Origin of the sequence: Duganella sp. CT11-25, from assembly GCF_047302815.1 — a bacterium.
Lineage (GTDB): Bacteria > Pseudomonadota > Gammaproteobacteria > Burkholderiales > Burkholderiaceae_D > Rugamonas.
On the sequence record NZ_JBKBFD010000001.1, the window covers coordinates 1,096,280 to 1,117,005 of the forward strand.

Here is a 20,726-nt window from a genome sequence, read left to right on the forward strand (position 1 = left end):
ACTCCTTGACAAAAAATCAGTGGCCCAGCACCTGCAGTTCCTTGATCGAGCCGCTCCATGACGCGGCGCCGGTACGTCCCGCCACCCGCACGCCAGTCACGCCATTGATGCCGGTGCCGCTGAAGGTGTAGGTCACGCCGCCGGCCGCTGCGCTGTTCGGATAGGCCGGGCTGACCGTCCATCCAGAGTCTACCCAAGTCGTACCGTTGCTTGTGTACTGCAAGCTCAAACCGGATTCGAAATAACCGTTGCCGTAGGTGTCAATCGCACCGTTGATGAACTTGGCCGACGAAATGGTCTTAGCCGCCGCGAGGGTGACGCCGGCGGCCTGCCATTTCTGGGTTCCGCCTTCCCCCGCGCCGTTGAGGGTCAGGCTGGTACTGGTGTTGCCGTCATTGACAGCCGTCGCAGCTGCTTTATTGGTGTTTGCAGTCGAAGTGGTATTAGCGGTCCACACATAGCCGGTACCCGTGGTGGCGATGTTGCTGTCTGTTGTACCGCCGCCACCATTTCCCAGGCCGGCGCTCACCGCGCTCCAGAAAGTGCCGTCCTCATAGCCCATGGCCCAGACGCTGGTGCCGCCAAGCGCATAGGTGTTCACCAGTGCCGCCTTGGCGGTGATGCTTTGTGCATCGTCATACCAGAGTACCGGTTGCTTGTTGCTGGTGCTCCATGCCGTGCCATCGGGCTGTTGCACCACGGCGCCCCAGGTGGCATACGGCGTGGCCGATGCGGTGTCGCGCTTCTTGGTCGCGCCATGGGCGGCGATGATGTCGTTGTAGCCGGACACGCCGTTGGCGCTCTTCCAGTAAGCGATGCCGCCGGTGCTGTAGTCATAGCCGTAGGTCGGCAAGCCTTGCAGCACCTTCGCGGCCGGCACGCGCGATACCGCGTAGCTCAGCTTGGACTGCATCCAGTCCAGGCCCACTTCCGGCCCCGGCCAGGTGGCCGAACCGGACGAAGACCAGCCCGGACCAACCTCGTCATAAGTCATCAGCTGGAAGTAGTCCACCGCCGCGCCTATCGCCGCATAGTCGTAGCCGGCCAGATAGGCCGGCTGGCCATCGCCGCTCATAGGCGGAATACTGATGATGAGTTTTTTGTTCTGGTTGTGGAGTGCCGTTGCCAGCGCGCCGATAAAGGACGACATCTGCGTCTTCATCGCCGGCTGCACCGCTTCGAGGTCGATGTCGATGCCGGCAAAGCCGTTGTTCACGGCCAGGTTGACCAGGTTGGTAACGGCGGTCGCGCGGCTGGTGGCGCTCGCCAGGAAGCCATTGCTCACGGAAGGATCAAAGCCGCCGTAGGAATTGCTGTAGTCCGAGACGGTTGGATACAAGGGCAGGCTTTTGCTCTTGGCGAAAGTGATGATGCTGTTGGTGGTGGCCGTGACGCCGCTGCTGTCGATGGCGCCATTGGCCAGCATGGCGTAGGACGAACCCAGGCCCACGGCCGACAGGCTGGTGTAGTAAGCCTGCAGGTTGGTGTAGGACTGGGTCAGCTGGCCGTCGGTGTAGGCCAGTACGAAGGCTGCGGCGGAAGCATCCGCGCTCAAGGCGGCGGCGGTCAAGGCCACGGATGCGGCCAGGGCGCGCAGCCGGGTCGGAACAAGTTTGGTAGCAATCACGAAAGTCTCCAGGTGAAGTTGGGAACAGGAACGACTGGGCGAGTTCGCCCCCGGCGGTCCGCGCACGGACCGCCGCTTGCTGCATTACCACAGGGTGAATCAGACTGCCGGGGCGCCTACCACTCGGTGCCCAGGCGAATGCCGAACATGCGCGGATCGTTGTACGACGCCACGGTGAAGGTTTGCTGCGGGCCACCGATACCGGCCCAGCTCTTGGCACGTACGTCGCCCAGATTGCGGACGTACAGTTCGGCGTGCCATGGGTACTTGGAGCCGCCCGGCGCGCTCAGGCGCAGCGAGGCGTCCACCTGGCTGTAGGCTTTTTGCGCATCGGACAGGTGCGGCGTATCGAGATTACGCAGCGAGAAGTACATCTTGTCCTGCCAGCGCCACTGGATCCATGGCGACAGCGACCAGCCGTCGTTGAAATAGAAGTCCTGCGAGAAGCTCAGGTTCATGGTCTTCGGCGGCGAATACGGCAAATGGTTGCCGACCACGTTGTATGGGCGCAGCTGCGCCAGCGATGGATCGGTGCCGGTGTAGTAGTCCGGGCACGGCGTCACGCCTTGTGCGGCGCGGGCGGTACAGCCGATATCGTCGCTGTAGGTCGGATAGTCCGCAATCTTCGCGCTCAGCAGCGAGGCCGAATAGCTGATGTGGGCATCGCGCCATGGACGGTACTGCCCCTCCAGCTCCAGTCCCTTGATGTCGGCGCGGCCCACGTTCTGCGTCGACCACCAGCTGATCACCGCATCGCAAGCCGGATGGTCGGCGTCGCAGCTACGTTTGCTGCGGCCGACGGTATGCTGGCCGGTCACCTGCATGTCCTTGTAGCGGCTGTAGAACACCGTGGCCGACAAGGTCAGGCGGTCATCCAGCAGCTTGCCTTTGTAGCCGAATTCCAGGTTGGTGACGGTCTCCGGACGGTACGGCAGGAAGGAGTACTGCGGGCCGGCGGGACCGGTGGCGCAATCGTAAGGCTTGCCGTTGGCATCCAGCTCGCTGCCGCACAGATTGAAGCGGTCATTAAAACCGCCGGCCTTGTAGCCGGTCGACAGCGAGGTGTACAGCATGTTGCGCGAGTCCGCCTGCCAGGTCAGGCCAAGGCGGCCGGTGGTCTTGCTCCACGATTCCGCGTGATTGCTGATCGCCGACGCCGCCGGGAATACACCGCTGCCGTAGTAAGCCCCCATGCCCGGCTTGAGCAGGCTGGAATTGACGCCGGTATAACCGGGCGTGCCCGGACCACCCGGATCGAGGATGCCGTTGAAGTAGTCCTTGCCGTACGATTCCCAGAACTGGCCGTTGTTGTCCGCGCGCGAGTCCTTGCTCATGCGGACACCGGCGGTAAAGTTCCAGGTCGGGACAAACTGCCAGTCGGACTGCGCGAATACCGCTTTGGATTCGGAGCGGCGATCCGGCTGATGATAGAAGTTTGAGTACGGGAAGCCGCTCGGTCCCTGGTTCAGGAAGTCCTGGCCGAAGTCGATGTTGTTCTTCTCCTTCATGTAGAACAGGCCGGCCACGTAGCGCAATGTGCCGAAGTTCTGGCGCAGCTGCAGTTCGTGGACGTCGGAAGCGAATTTCGATCCCAGCGTGTAGGTGGCGTTGTCCACCACCGGCCAGTGATCGCCGCCGGTTGCGGCGGTGGCGTTGACGTCCGCCTCGATGTTCTGGTAGCCGGCGTCGCTGTCCTGCTGCTGGAAGCGGCGCTGCGTCGCATGCGCGTAGCTGTATTCGATATCGGTCTGCTGGTTCAGGTTCCACACGATGTTGGAACGCAGCGTGCGGATCGACATGTCGGTAATGCCCGGCACGTTGATGGCCACGTCGTACTTGCCGCCCTTGCAGGCGTATGGCGTACCGGCCGCCTGTGCGCAGTCCTTGATCGCCAGGTCGCCGGCATCGTTGTTCTGGTAGTTCTCGTATGAGACCAGCCACTGCAGATCCTTGTTCACCTTCCACAGTCCGGACAGGCGGGCGGCCCATTGATTGCGGTTGGTGTAGTAATCGCTCTTGTCGAGTTTGCGGTTGCGGCGCTGGTCGGTGTCCGGAATGCCGTCGGCCGGGAAGCCTTTGGATGGCATGTTGACGTCGTATTTGTCCTGCGTCTGATTGATCCAGCCGTCACGCTTGACGCCCATGGCGGTGAAGCGCAGTGCGAAGTCTTCGGTGACGGGAATGTTCTGCACCACGTTCAACTGGCGATGGTTGTAGTTGCCCAGATCCAGTTCGGCACTGCCCTCCTTGCTGCCGATGACGGGTTTGTTCGGGATGACGTTGATGCTGCCGCCGGTCGAATTACGGCCGAACAAAGTACCTTGCGGCCCGCGTAGAATCTCCAGCCGGTCCAGGTCAAACAGCAACGCCAGCGCGCCCTGTGGACGCGGCGAGTAAATACCGGCGACGTGCAGGCCGACCGCCGGATTGCCGATTTCGGTGAAGTCGGAATTCGACACGCCGCGAATCGCGATCTGCACACCGGAGCTGCCGTCAACGGCGCCGCCCAGTTGCAGGTTGGGCACTTCGCCGGACAGCGACCTCACGTTGACGGCGCCCTGGCGGGTCAGGTCTTCCTGGGTTACCGCGGTCACTGCTACCGGCGTTTTCAGCAGTGATGTGCTGTAGCGCGTGGCCGTCACCATCACCTCCTGAATGGTGTCGGACTTTGTCGTGGTGGTCTCGTCCTGCCCGTAGCCGGGTGCTGCCGCCAGCATTGCCAGCGCGCCGGCGACTGCAGAACTGATGAGGGTCTTCTTGCGGTTCAAATCAAACATGCTCTTTCCTCTTGTTGTCTTGTTGATTGAATTCCCAACTGCTTGTGTTTGCGTTTATCTGCAGCTGTGTTTCAACACTAACATCGCCTTCGCAGCCATCACAAACCGCCGCCCACTTCGCCAATAAACGCATAAGCTTCTGAATTTATTGGCTATTTTCCTGCACGCCAAAAACTGCATTTACACTTCCTTACGCAGCATTCCGTCCCGGCCCGGACGCCGCCGTGATCGCTCAAAAATTCACTCAAACTCTTACAATTCATTACAGAGATCCTGTACCGCGCTTGCAACAAAGAAGCCGATCAGGGCACATCCGTGCCGGTCATCGGCCGGCGGCGCCTTGCAGCACCATCGGTCCGATCTTGCGGGCGAACGGCCAGCCCTGGCGCTCGTCGGTCGCCAGTTCCCAATTGAAGGCGCCGCGCAGGTCCGGGTGATGGCGCCGCAGTTCGCGCCAGGTAGTGGCAACCTGCGCGTCGCTCATGAAGTTGGGCGCGTTGTTGATGCCGAAGCCGATCACCACGTGGGACGCCCCCAGCAGCCTCACCCACTGATCGACATTGGCGACGACGTAGGCCGGATCGGCCAGGTTGGGACCGTCGTAATACTGGGGCGCGCAGTAGTCGAGTGCGCCGGCGCTCAGCATGTCGCGACAAAAGCGCTGGTCGATCGCGCTCCACGGCGCCGGTGGCGCGCTGATGATAAAGCCCGGGTACATGCGCTTGAGTTCAAGGCTGATCCAGATCATTTCGGCGGTGTCGGGACGCTGGTTGGCCTGGAAGGTGTTCCAGTCCAGCCCATCGATGCCGCCGAACTGGCGATACAGGTCAGCGATACTGGCAACGAAGACGCGCGACTTGGCGCGGTCGGGAAAACTCATGCCGTTGCCGTCACCGCCGACGGACAAGATGATCTTGCGGCCCTGGACCCTGCGCGCAAGCTGCAGATCCTCCTTGAAGTGCGCGGCGGCGCCGCGGCCGTCGCCGGGCGCTTTCCAGTAGACGGCGCCGGTGGTGCCGGGCGGTCCGCCGACCGGCCGCGCTGCGAACAGATATACCAGCCCATAGTGGGGATCAATGTCGCGCAGGCGCACCGGCGCTTCGTACCAGCCCGGGTAGTAGCCGGCCAGCACGCGCGCGGGCAGGCCGCCGGGCGCCGGACCCGGCATACCGAGCGTGGCGCCGACCGTGGCGACAACAGCGGCAATGCACGTACCTGCGGCAAGGTGCCGTAAATTCACTGACGCACTTCCTGCATCGCGCGCGACAGCGAGAAGGCGGCATCGTCCTGATCCAGCGACCAGGACATCAGGCCACGCAAGCTTTGCGTGCGCACATAGCCGGCCTTTTCGCGGATCACGCGCGGGTCATCATACGTCCAGAACGTGCCCTTGTCGTAGGTCCACAGCTGCCTGGTGAGCGGATGGTAGAAGGTGGTCAGGCCGCGCGCCGCAATGGTCGAATACTGTTCCGCGCCCTCCTCGAATCCTTGCGCGGCGCCGGTCGCCGGCTGATACAGACCGTTGTTGGCAGGGCTGACGCCACGCCAGCCGCGCGCATAGAACGGCACGCCAACCACAATTTTGTCTGCCGGGACGCCGGCGTGCATGAAGCGCTTCACGCCTGCCTCCACGCTGCGCGGACTGGCGTCGCCGCTGGCCGGATCCGTGTACAGATTGGACTGGAAGCCGGTCGGCCCCTGCTTGCTCCAGGCGCCGTGGAAATCGTAGGTCATCAGGTTGATCCAGTCCAGCGAGCGGCTGTAGGCGGCGGGATCGGTGTGGCGCATCTTGTCGTCGGTACTGTTGACGGCCGCTGTCAGCAGATAGTGCTTGCCATTGGTCTTGCCCAGCGCATCCAGTTGGCGGCGGAACTCTTCCAGCAGCAGGGTGAAGTTGGCCTTGTCGTTGGGTCCCGGATGTTCCCAGTCCAGGTCTATGCCATCGAAAACGCCGGCGGCGGCACCGGCACCGCCGTGGCCATCCAGCCTGGGCAGATCGCCGCGCAGGTAAAGATCGATACACGACGACACCAGCGCACTGCGCCCGGCCGCTGTGGCGGCGCCGGCGGGGAACTGATGCGACCATTCACCGCCACCCAGCGCCACCAGCAGCCTCAATTTCGGATGGCGTTTTTTCAATTGCGCCAACTGGTTGAAATTTCCGGCCAGCGGCTGGTTCTCCCGGTCGGCGCTGCCGTCCACCGATTCATCGGCAGTGAAACGGCGCGCGTAATCCAGCGTTGCGTTCATGCCGTTGGCGGTATCTTCGCTGTCGCGTCCACTATCGCAGCGGACGCCGCCATCCGGCATCTTGTAGACATTTTCAAAGGCGTACACCAGATAAGTGAAGCCGGCGGCGGCGCCGGACTGGTCCAGCTGCTTGAGGCGGAAGCCCTTCCCCACACTCCAGACGGTGTAATAGGACCCCACTTCGGCCGCATGCGCGCCGCCCGCCAACAGGGCCGCAACAACAGCAACGGCCAGACAAGATAAACGTGTACGCATAGTCTCCTCAGAGTTTGATATAGATTTTTTGGCGGTCCATGACATACGCCACCAGCCAGCAGGCCAGCATGTACGTCACCGCAAACAGCAGCGAAGCGTTGTACGGTGACGTCCACGCCAGAAACAGTACTTGATACAGCCAGCGGTACAGCATCTCGCCGCCCACACGTACCCGGGCCAGCACAATGACCGCCACGTCGGCCAGCAGATAGATGAACAGCGTGTTCTTGCCGAACACCTCGAAGAAGTAGGTGCCGGTGCGCAGACCGGCCAGATCGATCGCGCCAACCAGGACGGCGAGGATGATCAGGTCCCAGCCTGCGGTACAGACGACGAAGGAACCAGTCCACAGCTTCTTGTTAATCGGCAGCAGCGCATCCCAGCCATACGCCAGCAACAGACAAGCCGCGCCGGCCACCGCCAGCGCAGCCACCGTACGCTGGCTGGGTCCTTTGTGCCGCAACCACACCGCCGCGCCGTAACCAGCCAGTACGTTGACGATGGATGGCAACGTGCTGAGTATGCCCTCCGGATCAAAGGCGATGCCTTCGCCTTGGTACATATGCGGCGCGCCCAGCACGGCCAGATCCAGCTTGAGGACGGCGTTGCCGCTCAACGTGTAGTCACCAAAGGAGGCCAATATCCACCAATAGCCCAGCAAGGCGATCGCGCTGAATATCGCCGCGCCGCGCAAGCCGCCGTAGCGCACAATCAGCGAGGCAAACAGATAGCACAGGCCGATGCGCTGCAGCACGCCCATGACCCGGGTGTTGGCGAACGGCGCCAGCGTGAAGTCCGGCGCAAAGAACGGAAACCAGTACAGCAGATAGCCGCACAGGAAAATCAGCAAGCCGCGCTTGACCACGCGCTTGAGGAAATATGCCTCATCATGGGCTGCGAACTTCTCCATGCTCAGGCTCATGGCGGCACCCACCACAAACAAAAACGATGGGAACACCAGATCGGTCAGCGTGAAGCCGTGCCAGGCCGCGTGTTCCAGTGGCGCATAGCTGATTTCGCCGCCGGGCGTATTCACAATAATCATCAACGCCAGCGTCAGGCCGCGAAAGACGTCCAGGGCCAGGTAGCGTTGGGAAGCAGAATTCGACATCTCAGAGTTTCAATTTAACGTTATAGGTAGTCAGGATGGCGACTAGCGCCACCACAACAGCGGAAAACAGCAGGGCGAAGGCGATGGCAACGCCGCCGTGCATCAGCACCGGCCACCAGTGCAGATGCAGATAGCGCATCAGCGTGGCCAGCACCACCGGCAGCAGATAGGTCACCAGAGGACTGGCCGCAGCCGGCTGTACCAGCGCGGTCCAGCGTGTGACCCGGCGCATTTCGATCAGCCAGTACAGCGGTACAAACAGCCCGCTGCACAGCGCCGCGCAATACAGTGCCCACGGCGGCGTCGCCCCGATTTTCGAGATTGGATAGAAGTGATGCAGCAGCCATGCCGACAGCGCCAGCACCAACGCCAGCACCGTGCCTGCCGCCAGCCGTGGTGCGCCGTCGGCGCCGCGCGCACCGTCGAAGAACAGCAGCACGCATAAGGCGCCGCACAACACGACGGAGGTATGCGTCGCGTGCATGGCGATCACTTCGTTGCCATCCAGCGCTTGGCTGGCCATGAACCACAGCACGCAGGCGGCTACCGCCGGCGCCAGCACCACCAGGCGTCCGCGCCCGGCCAGGTAAATCAGGCTGGAAGCGAGATAGGCCCAGCCTATGCAGCCCAGGATGCCCCACCAGGAAGTCTGCATCCAGCCCTGTCCGTCCGGGCCGCTGCGATAGACCAGCGCCAGCACCACGATGGCCGCCGCGCCGGCCCAGCGCAGCAAGCGGTTGCTGCGCGTTCCCCATACCAGCAAGGCTGCCGCGTAAAAGTACAAGGCCCACAGCTGGATCGAGATGCCCATCGCGGTTTCGTTGTAGCCCTCCTCCGTATTGACCATGAACAGGCCAATGACGATCAGGCCAAATGCACGCGTGACGACCTGCCACAAGGTCTGGCGCATGCCACCCGGCACCGCCAGCCGGTGATTCAGGCTGAATGGAATAGAGGTGCCGACCACGAACAGAAACGCCGGGAACACCACGTCGGCCAGACTCATGCCGTCGACGCTGGCGGCCATGTGCTGGATGCCCCCAGGGATGCCGTTGGCGCCGGACAGGCAATTCACGAACAGCATGACGAAGAACGTCAGGCCGCGCAGAGCGTCGATGGCGATGATGCGCTGGCGAGGTAAGACAGGAAGAGTTTTTATCAGCATGGACAGACACTAGCATGTGCCTGTCCGGCCTCGCAACGTCGCCGCATTAACACGCCAAGCCATTGATTACATTGAATAATCAACAAAATCGACGCTAGGCCGCTTACGCTTCTTTACACAAGTGGTCTGCATCGCCCAAGAACCGGTGCGCCCGGCCGGCGCAAGCTCACAAATCATTACGAATTTGTGGCGCCCGGCAGGATGATCGTGGCGACCAGGCCACCTTCGGGATGGTTTTGCAGTACCAGCTCGCCGCCACTCTCTTCGATGATGCCGCGTGCGATGCCCAGCCCCAGTCCAAGGCCGGCCGCGTTCTGGGCGCGGCCGTGATCGAGCCGGACGTGCGGTTCGAACAACTGCGCCAGCGTCTCGACCGGTACGCCAGGTCCACGATCGCGGATCTGGATATGCACCACACCTTCGTACTCCTCGGTGGCGACATCGGCGCTGCCGCCGTAGAACAGCGCGTTATCGAGCAGGTTGCCGATCGCGCGCTTGAGCGCCAGCGGCTTGGCCTGCACCACCAGCCCGGCCGGCGTGAAACCGATCTGGTGACCGGCCAGCTGGGCGCTGCGCAGCATGCGGCCGATCAGCGCATCCAGCCGCACAGGAGTCGTGTTTTCATAGATGTCGCTGTCCTTCACGGTTTGCAGCGCGCCTTTGACCATCATGTCCAGATCATCCAGATCGTCGTGGAATTCCCGGCGCACGGCTTCATTGTTGAGCAGCTCGGAGCGCAGTTTGAGGCGCGTGATCGGCGTGCGCAGATCATGCGAGATCGAGAGGAACAAGCGTTCACGGTCCGCCACGTAGCGCTGCAACTGGGTCTGCGCCTGTTCCAGTTCCTGGGTGCGGGTGCGTACTTGCACCTCCAGTTCGCGCCGCCGCCGCGCGTGCATACGTTCGCGGGTACGGTGACCGCCCCACACCAGCATCAGCGCCGACAGCAACACCGCCAGCCGGAACCACCAGCGCTGCCAGTATGGCGGTGCGATCTCGAAGGCCAGTGGCGGCGACGGCTGGCCCCAAACGCCGTCCTTGTTCGCAGCCTGCACCTGAAATTCGTAGGCGCCGGGATCGAGGTTGGTGTAGGTGGCGATGCGCTTGCTGGCATCGCTCTCGGTCCAGTCATGGTCATACCCCGCCAGCCGGTAGCGGAAACGGTTGCGTTGCGGATCGCTGTAATGCAGCGCCGCGAATTCAAAGGTCAGCGCGGCGGCGTCGTGCCCCAGCCGCATGCCGGCGCCATCGATGGGCAGCGGCTTGCCGCCGGCCTGCATGGAAGTGACGACGGCCGGCGGCGGATAAGGATTGTCGCGTATGGCCTCGGGATGAAACACGGTCAGGCCATTGACGCCGCCAAAATACATGGTGCCATCGCGCTCACGGTAGGCCGAGCCGGAAAAGTAATAACCCTCGATCATGCCGTCGCGTGCCGAGTAGTTTTTGAAGGTGCCGGCCTCCGGCTCCATGCGCGAAATGCCGTTGGCGGTACTGACCCAGAGCGCGCCGTCGTCGGCCTGCAGGATGGCGCCGATCGAATCGTCCGCCAGCCCTTCGCGCGTGGTGTAGCGGCGGAAGCGTATGGTACCGTCGGCATCGTGCGTCACGCGATTCAAACCGCCATTGGTTCCCACCCAGAGCGTGCCTTGGCGGTCGAGGAACAACGACTGCACACGATCGCTGCTGAGGCTCGTGAGATCCGTTCGGTCATGATGGAAATGACGGAAACCACGGCCGTCCGCCGCCAGCAGATTCAATCCATTGTCGGTGGCGACCCAGATGGCGCCGTGGGCGTCTTCCGCCGTCATGCGCACCCAGTCGTCACTGAGGCTGGCCTGATCGCTCCCGTCATGGCGATAGCTGCGGTCCGGCCCTCCCGCGTTGTCGATGCGGTGCAAGCCCCCGCGGCTGGCGACCCACAGATTGCCGGCGCGGTCTCCGGTGATGTGGGTGATCGAGTCGCTGTTGGGGTCCGGGTTGCTGAAACTGTGGGCCGCATAGGTGCTGCGGTCGGGATCGAAGCGTCCCAGCTCGGCGCTGCTGCCGATCCATGTGACGCCGCGCAGGTCGCGATACACGGCCAGCACGATCTCCTTGTTGTGCATATGACGCTCCAGCCGGGCGTCGCCGCGCAATCGGGTGACTTTGCCGGTGACCGGGTCGAGCCGGTCAATGCCGCCGATGCCGGCCAACAGCAGTCCGCCCTTGCCGTCGCCGCAGAGGCCATAGATGCGGTTGTCGTGCAAGGTGTGCGGATCGCCGGGAATGTGGAAATAGCGGCTGAAGCCACCGCCGGCCAGGTCGGCCCGGCGCACGCCGGCGGTCCAGGTACCGACCCACAACGTACCGCTATGATCCTGAAACAGGCTGGAGACCTCGTTGCCGGCACTCTGGTGCGGATCGGCTGGAATTGCGACGAAACGCCGCCGGCCCGCATCCCAGCGATGCAGGCCATTGGTATTGGTGCCCAGCCACAGCGTGTTGTCGCGGTCCTGCACCAGCGCCGTCACCAGTCCCGGCGCAAGCCCATCGGCCGGGCCAAACACGTGGCGCGGCATGCCGGGGACGCCCAGCTGCCAGCTGACCAGGCCATCCATGGTCACCAGCCACAAGACCTGGCGTTGATCGATGCGCAGTTGCTGCACTTCGTTGAGCGGAGCGTTGGGTTTGGCCGGCGTGTCGATGCGGAAGTGCTGGAAGCGGGTGGCGCCGGCGGCCAGACGGTCCAGCCCCTGCTTGAGGCCCACCCACAGCCCGCCCTCGGCATCCAGCGCCAGCGCATTGACCTGGTCATTGGCCAGGCTGGCCGGATCGGCCGGATCGTGACGCAGCACCTTGTAGCGTCCCGATTCGGGATTGAAGTGATGCACGCCGTCGCTGGTGCCCAGCCACAGCTGTCCATAGCCATCGCTGATGATGGCCTGTACCTGCTGCCGCCCCACCCGCTCGGGACCGTCGCCAGGGGCGGGAAAGCGCGTGAAGTCGCCGGTCGCCGGATCAAAGCGTTGCAGGCCGCCGCGCGTGCCTACCCATAGGCGGTTCTTCTTGTCGACGTGGAGCACCTGCACCCAGTTGTCTGCCAGGCTGCGCGGATCGTTCGGAATGGTACGGTAGACAGTGACGCGATAACCATCGTAGCGGCTCAAACCATGCTGGCTGCCGAACCACATGTAGCCCTGCTGGTCCTGCACAATGGCGGTGACGGTTTCCTGCGCCAGGCCGTCCTTGACGCTCAGTTGCTCAAAGTTGAGGGTATGCGGCACGGCCGCCGCCGCAACGCAATGCAGCAGCCACAAACAGCATGCAAGTACGGCCTTACGCAGCATGCCGGCCGGCTCACGCCGGCGAAACGGCGACATCGGCCGAAAACACATAGCCTGCGCCGCGCACGGTCTTGATCAGCGACGGCTGCTTGCCATCGTCATTCAGGCGCAAACGCAGTTTGCTGATCTGGACGTCCAGCGAGCGGTCGAGCGGACCGGCGTCGCGGCCGCGCGTTTGTTCGCACAACACGCTGCGGTCAAGGATATCGCCCGGGTGTTCAACGAAGTACTTCAGCAACTGGTAATCAAGACCGGTGAGCGGAACCAGCGCGCCTGCGCTGTCTGTGACGGTACGCTCCAGCAGATCCAGCGTGAAGCCGACAAAACGGTAGTAGCGCGTCACATTCTGGTTGTCGATGCCGGCGCGGCGCAGGAGCGCCTTGATACGCGCCAGCAGTTCGCGCGGGTCATAGGGTTTGGCGATGTAATCGTCCGCCCCCAGTTCCAGGCCGACGATGCGGTCGGCGCCATCGGAGATGGCGGTCAGCATGATGATCGGCAGGTTGGAGCGGCGACGCACCTCTTTGCACAGCACAAAGCCGTCCGTATCAGGCAGCATCACATCGAGTATCACCAGCGACAACTGGTCGCCAAGGCGCGAGAATTCGGATTGGAAGCTAAGGCCGTCCGGTGCCAGGATGACCTCGTACTGGTGTTTTTCCAGATAGGTTTTCAGCAGAGCGCCGGCCTTCTGGTCATCCTCCGCAATCAATATCTTGCGCATACGCTTCCTGTCCGATGAATTCAGTTCAAATCGCGCCCTAGTATAACCACAAGGCGGCGGAAAGAAAAAGCCGGTGCCCGGCGGGGCACCGGCAAAGAAAGAACCACAATACCAAGGGGAGGAATATGTGATTCCGCTGTTGCGCGGGCTGCAGCACCGCGCAAACCGTCGGGTATGAACCCACCAGGCCATACCCACGAATTGATTCTAGCAGCAGCCTCCCGGCATGACGAACCGCTCGCAAGCAATTGATTTTCATGAAGAATATGATTTTAAGGCGTCAACGGGATTACATTTCCTTACCAGAGATACGGCCCCCTGTGACGACGTCCAGCACTGCTGCGGCACGGGTCACAGCCCCCGTTCGGGAAAGTCTTACAAAACTTAACAAAAAACAGCGTGGGGAGACCACGATGGCGTTTTTCCGTCCGGCGGCGAGGCGCCAGGTCAATCACCGGGATTTCAGCCATACTAGGCCCCCGCTCCCGCTCCTTTACGAGGTCCCCATGCATCAGCCGCTTCCCCTGCCGCCTCACACTGCATCGCGCGTTGTGGTGCGCTCCAGCGAAGGCCGGGTGTGGCACGGCTTCGGCGCGGAGTTGTTCAAGGTCTCCGCCGGGCAGCATGCGATAGCGGCACGCCCGCATCACCGCGTCGCCGTGCATGTCGGCGCGGCGGTCAAAGCGCACTGCGCGTGCGATGGACGCCCCAGCGTCCGCATCCAGGCGCACGGCGACGCCGACGTGGTGCCTGCCGGCGTCGATGGGCGTTGGAACGACGATGCGGGCTGCACTATTTTCGGCGTCTGGATGACCGAAGACTTCGCGCGCACCGCCACGGAACAGATGTCCGGTCCCGCAGGGCGGCGCCAGCTGCACCCACAGCTGCAGCTGCGCGACCCGCGTTTTCTGCACCTGGCATGGGCGCTGCGTGCCGAACTCGAGGCGGAAGCCGCTTCTGATCCGCTGTATGCGGAAAGCCTGTGCACGGCGATGGTTGTGCGCCTGGTCGGCGGCGAGGCGCCCGCCGACGTCAAGCAACAAAAGCTGGGAACGGTACTGGCTGCGCGCGTTCTCGACTATATCGAAAGCAATCTGGACAAGCGCCTCTCGCTGGCCGAGCTGGCCAGCGTGGCCGGCCTGAGCGTGCCCCACTTCAGCGCGCTGTTCCGCCAGACTGTGGGCGTGCCGGCACACCGGTACGTGGTCCAGCGGCGCGTCGAGCGCGCCCGCACCCTGCTTCTGCATAGCAAGCTCAGCATGAGCCAGGTGGCGCTCGACGTCGGCTTCGCCCATCAGAGCCACTTGGCCCACTGGATGAACCGCATCCTGGGCGTGACGCCCAGGGATGTTCAGAAGGCTGCCTGAGGTCCCGCCCGCGCGGCGACGACGTCGATGACGATCTTCGCGCCGGGGACGTGGAGCGCACTCACTTCGACCATCGATTCGGCCGGGTAAGGCGGCGCGAACCATTGGCGGCGCAGCGCCAGCATCTTCGGCGCGTCGTTCATCGAGGTCAGGAACAGCGTCACCTTGATGACACGATTCATCGTCGTCCCATTCGCCAGCAATACCCTTTCCACATTCGCGAACGCCTGCCCGGCCTGCACGTCGAAATCGTCGGCGCCGACCAGGCTGCCGTCAGCATCGACGGCGGCCTGGCCCGACACGTAGACGATGTCGCCGACACGCATCGCCGCGGACCGGCCGGTAAATTTTTCCAACTTCATATGGTGTGTCCCATGTTGCGTTAAACAGAACCCATCATAGGCCGCCACCGCCCGCGCGACGCGCGGGAAACGCGGGGATTGCGCGGATTTGAAGGATGCGCCCACATCGTGGCGGTCCGCCATCGAAACCTGCGCAATGCCCGCGTTTGATGCGTATCGGCCACGCCGGCGGCCGCTACCATGTGTCTTCACCCACAGCGAGCCCCCCATGAAACTTGAACAAATTCATACCATCCCCGATCCTTACGCGCCTTTCCTGCTGTCCCAGGCGATCAGGGTGGGCGACCTCCTCTACGTGTCCGGCCAGGCCGGCGCGGGCGACGACGGCGGCATCGTCGGCGATGGCGATTTCGACAGCCAGGCCGACCAGGCATTCCTGAACCTGGAACGGGCGCTGAAGGCCGGCGGCTCGGACCTGGAACATGTCATCAAGGTCACCATCTTCCTGACCTCGATGAACAATTTCACCAACGTCGTCAAGCTGCGCCGCAAATGGTTCTCGCCGCCCTACCCAGCCGATACGATCGTGGAAGTGTCGGCCCTGTACACGCCCGAAGCCCACATCGAAATCGAAGCCATCGCCGCTGTGCGCGAACCCGGGTAAGGAGGCCAGGCACGATGACGATTTCAGCCGCTGGCGGCGAACACACCCTCGGCTCTTTTTCGGCGCACGCCGTGGCACCGGCCACGAAGTCGTAACGGTCGGACTAGCGTTGTTGCTGGCCAACCGGCTGCTGATGCTTCGCGATTTCGTTGCCTACGTAGCCGCCACCAACGGCACCGGCGATTGCTGCCAAGGTACGGCCGTTACCACCACCAACACGGCTACCCACCAAGCCGCCTACCAGAGCACCAATGCCTATGCCGAGCGGACTGTTCTGGGCAACAGGAGCTGGCTGCTGATACGAGGGGGCTGGTCGGTAGTCACGGGTTTGCTCAGCTTGGGTCAACCGGGCGCGGTCACCATCGGAAGCGGTCTGGCTATGACGAGGATATTCATGGTGAACGACCGTTTTGTATCGAACAACCTCCCGCACTACGGGCACCGGTGCCGACTGTTGCGCCAATGGGGTGTTTCCGCTACTCGCTATTTCTGCGGCCGGATTCGCTACGGCAGCACCCTGGGACTTAGGCAGAAGCCCGGCAATCGCTGCGGCGCCGACCAGGCTGACCAAGGTCAGGGAAACCGCGGCAGCGGCCATCAGTGGGTGGATGCGATTCGAGCTCACGATAGTTTCCATTTTCATTCTCCGGTATGGCGCGGACATCGCGCTGATAAGCCTATAACGGTTGACTCACCGAACGGGATGTACGAAAGATGTTGCCGGGGTAAGCATACGTAACAAGAGCAGGCAGCTTGCTTCGTTTGCCCGCTCACCTTAAATCCGGGTCGAGTACAGCGCGTGATGCGTCAGGATGAACAGCGTGCGCCGGTCGGGGCCGCCGAAGATCAGCTGCAGCGGACGGGCGGGCACATCGATCCGGCCGCTCTGCCGGCCGTCGGCGCCATAGACGAAGACCTGGCCGTTGGCCACGTACACCTTGCCGTCCGGTCCCACCGCCGCGCTTTCGCCGCCACGGTCGGCCACTTGCTTCAGGTCGGTGATCGCGCCGCCATCGCCCACCAGGCCGCTGAACGTGAGGTTGCGGGAACTGTTGGCGAACACCACGCGCTGGCCGAGGCGCGCATAGACGAAACCATGGGTGTCGAGCGTGTCCGACCAACGGTAACCCAGGTGGTCGGGCGAGCCGTGGCGGGTGACCCGGAACGCCGGCAACACCAGGCTGCCATCGGGCGACACGTATTCGTGCGTCTTCGGCGTCGCCGCGTCGCGCGCGAACATTTCCGCCAGCGTGGTGAACTCGTAGGTATCGAGGTTCAGCTGGTCCTGGAATTCGCCGTTGGACCAGTAGTTCACCGGCAGCGCGATGCGGGCACTGGCGTGCGCCGCCAGCGGCGTCGGTTGGATGACCGAGATAGGCGCGCCCGGCACGCCCGGCTTGAGCGCGTACACGGTGCCCCGCTTGCCGCTGGAGGACAGCACCATCAGGTTGTCGCTGCCGTCCACCGCCAGGTTGACCGGATCCAGCGGGAAGTCGCTCACCGTCTTCAAGCCCTCGCCCAGCGCATAGCTGAAGATGCGCTGGAAGTGGCGGTCGATGAAGTACAGCCTGCCCTTCGAGTCCACGGCGGCGCCGGCGATCGAGTAGAAGCCGTCTTCCAGCTTGTCCACTTTCGCCGCCGCCGGCGCTGCGGGCACGCTGCCCTGCTTGCCGCTGTAGTCGAGCACCGAGAACATGCGCTCGCGCACTTCCAGCCGGTTGGTCACATCCGTGATGGCGTTCTCGTACGGGTACTTGGACGCGCGCACATCGGCGATGCAGCCCTGCTCGTCGCAGGTGGGGAAGCCGCTTTCGCCGTTGACGGCGACGTTGCGGAAACGGATGTCGCTCGAATTGGTGAGCTTGACGGCCGTGGGCGCCGGCTTCATCGAACGCGTCACGCGGTAGGCGTGATAGTTGGCCAGCAAGATGTTCTTCGAGTTGCGGATGTCGACCGACACCGAGTCGGCGCCGTCGCGCACCTCTTCCTCGGTCTGCGGCGCGTAGAACGCCCAGTTCTCGACGCCGTCCAGCACGATCTCGTTGCGGATGTGGTGTTCGGCCGACAGTTCGTACACGCGGCCCGGCGTCGTGGTGTTGGTCACGTGGAAGCCCGCCTGCGCGTGGCCGGCCGGCGACCAGACGCCGGTGAAGGTGCCGCCGCCGCCGTCCGTCACCCAGATGCTCGGGTACTGGCGATCCCACCAGGCCGAGGTGTCGAACCGCTCGTTCTTCTTGTACGGATCGGTAACCGAACCATAGCCCCACTGGATGCGGATGTCGTCCACCAGCGAGTGCTCGCCGGCGCGCCACAGCAGCGCCACCGCGCGCGGATTGACTTCGCCGGTGGCCAGGCCGAGCCCGGTCACGATGGCGTCGCCGCCGCGCGCGCTCTCAAGCAGGGCCTTGGGCGTGTCCGTCCCCTGGTACAGCGGCGAACCGTTCGGCAGCACCAGCCGGGTCAGGCCCGGATGCAGGGCGATCAGCACCGTATCCGGCTTCAGGCGGATGGTGTCGTTGACCGCATACAAGCCCAGCGGCAGGTAGACCACGCGGCGGCTGTCGATCGCCTTCTGGATCGCGGCCGTGTCGTCGGTGACGCCGTCGCCCTTGGCGCCGAAGCCGCGCACGCTGGCCCAGTCGGCGGTCGGCGGCAGCGCGCGCAGCACCCGGGCGGTACCGCTTTTGGCGGCGCTGGCGGCCGCCACCGCGTCGGCGCGGTAGTTGGTGTCGAAGTGGCCGGGTTCGCCCAGGCCCGGCAGCTTCAGGCCATGGTTGAATTCGGCGACCTGGTAGTCGCGCCCCTTCCCTTCGAGTTGCTTGCCGCTGTCGCGGAAGCGCGCGAACACCGGCACGTTGCGCGCACTGACGCGCTCGAAGCCGACCTGGGTGTAGGCATTGTTCTCGTTGCTGATGACGACGGCCGCCTTGGACACGTTCTCGAAGCGCACGTCATGGCCCCACAGCCAGTCGCCGTAGCCACGGTCGATCTCGATACCGACCGGCGTGTTGCGGATCTCGGTGTTGGCCAGCGTGAGGCCGGCTTCGTGTTCGCGGATGGCGGCGTCGCGCTGGCCGTCGAAAGTCGAGTCCAGCAAGGTGAACTGCCAGGCCGGCGAAGTCTTCTCGGCCAGGATGCCGTAGCGGCCGCCATAGAAGCGCAGGTTGTAGGCGATATTGCCGACCTGGTAGACGCCGGCCAGGCCCGAACCCATGTGGAAGTCGATGTGCGACAGGTTCGAGTGCTGGGCCGTATGCATGCGCACGCCGCTGGCCGCGGGATTGCCTTCGCCGACCTCGAAGTCGACGTTCGACAGCACCGAATAGAAGGTCGAGGAGTTGGCGTCCCGCACGGCTTTGCCCGGCTCCGTGCTGAACGGCACCGCGCTCGGCACCGGCATCGCCACCGCGCCGATATTGTAGGTGTCGGTGCCGGTGAAGATCACCATGTTGGCCACGCCCTTCTGGAAGCCGGGCGTGTTCGCGCCCAGCACCAGCACGGGCCGGCTCTTGCCGACGCCGTAGACGCGCACCGCGATCGGAATCAGCATGCTGCGGCTGATGCGGTAGCGGCCCGACGGCAGGAACACCACGCCGCCCGCGCCTTTGTTGGCGGCGGCGTCGATCGCCTGTTGCAGCGCGTCGCTGTCGTCGGCGACGCCGTCGCCCTTGGCGCGCACGATCACGGCGCGCGGGTCGTCCGGCATGCTCTGGTAGGCGGAGATGGATGGCGGCGCGGCGGCCTGGACCACAGCCGCGTGCGCGCCCAGCATGGCTAGCGCCAGCCAGGGTAATCTGGTAAATAGTTTATTCAATACAGTCTCCATAATTCTTTGTAATGGCCGCCTAGACGAACAGCGACAACAGCAGCACGAAAACGATGCCGAAGCTGCCGACCAGGGTTTCCATCATGGTCCATGAGCGGAAGGTGTCCTTCAGCGACAGGCCGAAATATTCCTTGAACATCCAGAAGGCGGAATCGTTCACGTGGCTGAACATCAGGCTGCCGGCGCCGACGGCCAGCACCATCAGGTTCGGATTCACGCCCGACGATTCCACCAGCGGCCCGACCACGCCGGCCGCTGTCACGCCGGCAACCGTGGCCGAGCCGAGGCAGACGCGGATCAGCGTCGCCACCGCCCAGCCCAGCAGCAGCGGCGGCACCGGCAGGCTGGCCAGTTGCGCGCCGAGCTGGGCGCTGACGCCGGACTCGGTCATCACTTGCTTCAGGCCGCCCGCGCCGGCGATGATCAGCAGGATCGGGGCGATCTCGCGCAGCGCCTCCTGGGCCGAAGCCATCACCTGCGGCAGCGTCTGGCCACGGTTGATGCCCAGCGTGTAGATCGCCACCGCATACGACGCCAGCATCACCACCATGGGATTGGAGAAGAACGCCAGCGGCTGCGCCAGTTCGGGGCGCAGCAAGGTGGTCAGGGTCAGCGCCCCCAGCAACGCCACCGGCAGCAGCGCCGTGAAGAAGCTGGCGAAGGTCCCCGGCAGCTCGTGGTCGGGCTTCGGTTCGCTGCGGAAGATGGCGGCCGGCTGGGCGCGGATGTTCTTCAGCGTCATGGCGAAGATCGGGCCGGCGATGATCAGCGTCGGGATCGCCACCAGCATGCCGTACAGCAGCGTCTTGCCCATGTCCGCATGCACCGCCGCCACCAGCGCGGTGGGCGACGGGTGCGGCGGCAGGAAGCCGTGCGCGATCGACAGGCCGGCCAGCAAAGGCATGCCGAGCGCCACCGCCGGCCGGCCCGACTGGTACACCAGCGAGAAGATCAGCGGGATCATCAGCACGAAGCCGACGTTGTAGTACAAGGGCAGGCCCACCACGAAGCCGGTGACGGTCATGGCCACCGGCATCCGGTTCGGGCCCATCGCATCGATCAGGCTGATGGCGATGCGCCGCGCGGCGCCGCTGTCGGCGATCAGCTTGCCGAACACGGCGCCGACGCAGATGACCACCACCAGCGAGCCGAGCAGATCACCGATGCCCTTCTCGACGGCGCCGGGGATTTTCGCCAGCGGCATGCCCAGCATCAGGGCGGCGACCATGGCTGCCACCACGAACGCCAGGAGCGGTTGAACCTTGCCCCAGGCGATCATGATGGTCAGCAGGCCGACCGCCAGCAGTACGGAAAATAGACTCCACACGGCTG

14 protein-coding genes are annotated in these 20,726 nt (G+C 63.9%); 2 read left to right on the forward strand and 12 right to left on the reverse strand.

The window, feature by feature from the left end; translation table 11 throughout:
- Positions 1-16: 16 nt before the first annotated feature.
- The 8 genes from ACEN9F_RS04320 to ACEN9F_RS04355 form a co-directional block, all read right to left on the reverse strand.
- A complete protein-coding gene (locus ACEN9F_RS04320; RefSeq protein ID WP_413418178.1) occupies positions 17-1,627 on the reverse strand; it encodes a glycosyl hydrolase family 18 protein in 1,611 nt (536 codons plus the stop codon).
- A gap of 116 nt (positions 1,628-1,743) precedes the next feature.
- Entirely contained in the window at positions 1,744-4,404 is a 2,661-nt protein-coding gene (locus ACEN9F_RS04325) for a TonB-dependent receptor (protein WP_413418180.1), read from the reverse strand.
- A gap of 322 nt (positions 4,405-4,726) precedes the next feature.
- Positions 4,727-5,644, reverse strand: a complete 918-nt coding sequence (locus tag ACEN9F_RS04330; protein ID WP_413418182.1) for a hypothetical protein — start codon at positions 5,642-5,644, stop codon at positions 4,727-4,729.
- Positions 5,641-6,909 (reverse strand): glycoside hydrolase family 18 protein, encoded by a 1,269-nt coding sequence (locus tag ACEN9F_RS04335; protein WP_413418184.1) that lies wholly within the window; start codon positions 6,907-6,909, stop codon positions 5,641-5,643. Before ACEN9F_RS04335 ends, ACEN9F_RS04330 begins: the two co-directional genes overlap by 4 nt.
- A 7-nt stretch (positions 6,910-6,916) precedes the next feature.
- Positions 6,917-8,020 (reverse strand): acyltransferase family protein, encoded by a 1,104-nt coding sequence (locus ACEN9F_RS04340; protein WP_413418186.1) that lies wholly within the window; start codon positions 8,018-8,020, stop codon positions 6,917-6,919.
- Position 8,021: 1 nt separating this feature from the next.
- Positions 8,022-9,185, reverse strand: coding sequence for a DUF5009 domain-containing protein (locus ACEN9F_RS04345; RefSeq protein ID WP_413418188.1), 1,164 nt, complete (start codon positions 9,183-9,185; stop codon positions 8,022-8,024).
- A 176-nt stretch (positions 9,186-9,361) separates the two neighbouring features.
- Positions 9,362-12,451, reverse strand: coding sequence for a two-component regulator propeller domain-containing protein (locus ACEN9F_RS04350; protein WP_413418190.1), 3,090 nt, complete (start codon positions 12,449-12,451; stop codon positions 9,362-9,364).
- A gap of 73 nt (positions 12,452-12,524) precedes the next feature.
- Positions 12,525-13,235 carry a response regulator gene (locus tag ACEN9F_RS04355; protein WP_413418192.1) on the reverse strand — a complete coding sequence of 237 codons (711 nt, stop codon included), beginning with the start codon at positions 13,233-13,235 and terminating at the stop codon, positions 12,525-12,527.
- A 506-nt stretch (positions 13,236-13,741) separates the two neighbouring features.
- On the opposite strand from ACEN9F_RS04355, the gene ACEN9F_RS04360 reads away from it, so the two are divergent.
- Positions 13,742-14,602: a helix-turn-helix domain-containing protein gene (locus ACEN9F_RS04360; protein ID WP_413418194.1), complete on the forward strand. Its 861-nt coding sequence runs from the start codon at positions 13,742-13,744 to the stop codon at positions 14,600-14,602.
- Here ACEN9F_RS04360 and ACEN9F_RS04365 read toward each other — a convergent pair.
- The gene (locus tag ACEN9F_RS04365) at positions 14,587-15,087 is read right to left on the reverse strand and encodes a RidA family protein (RefSeq protein WP_413418195.1); all 501 of its coding nucleotides are present in this window, start codon (positions 15,085-15,087) and stop codon (positions 14,587-14,589) included. The genes ACEN9F_RS04360 and ACEN9F_RS04365 overlap by 16 nt on opposite strands.
- An 85-nt stretch (positions 15,088-15,172) precedes the next feature.
- On the opposite strand from ACEN9F_RS04365, the gene ACEN9F_RS04370 reads away from it, so the two are divergent.
- The gene (locus tag ACEN9F_RS04370; protein ID WP_413418197.1) at positions 15,173-15,568 is read left to right on the forward strand and encodes a RidA family protein; all 396 of its coding nucleotides are present in this window, start codon (positions 15,173-15,175) and stop codon (positions 15,566-15,568) included.
- A 103-nt stretch (positions 15,569-15,671) separates the two neighbouring features.
- Here the strand turns inward: ACEN9F_RS04370 and ACEN9F_RS04375 are convergent, their stop codons facing one another.
- The 3 genes from ACEN9F_RS04375 to ACEN9F_RS04385 form a co-directional block, all read right to left on the reverse strand.
- Positions 15,672-16,205 carry a glycine zipper 2TM domain-containing protein gene (locus ACEN9F_RS04375; protein ID WP_413418199.1) on the reverse strand — a complete coding sequence of 178 codons (534 nt, stop codon included), beginning with the start codon at positions 16,203-16,205 and terminating at the stop codon, positions 15,672-15,674.
- Positions 16,206-16,343: 138 nt separating this feature from the next.
- On the reverse strand, positions 16,344-19,382 hold the full coding sequence (locus ACEN9F_RS04380) for a glycosyl hydrolase family 28-related protein (protein WP_413418201.1): 3,039 nt from the start codon (positions 19,380-19,382) through the stop codon (positions 16,344-16,346).
- Positions 19,383-19,413: 31 nt separating this feature from the next.
- Positions 19,414-20,721, reverse strand: a complete 1,308-nt coding sequence (locus ACEN9F_RS04385) for a gluconate:H+ symporter (RefSeq protein ID WP_413418203.1) — start codon at positions 20,719-20,721, stop codon at positions 19,414-19,416.
- Positions 20,722-20,726: the final 5 nt, after the last annotated feature.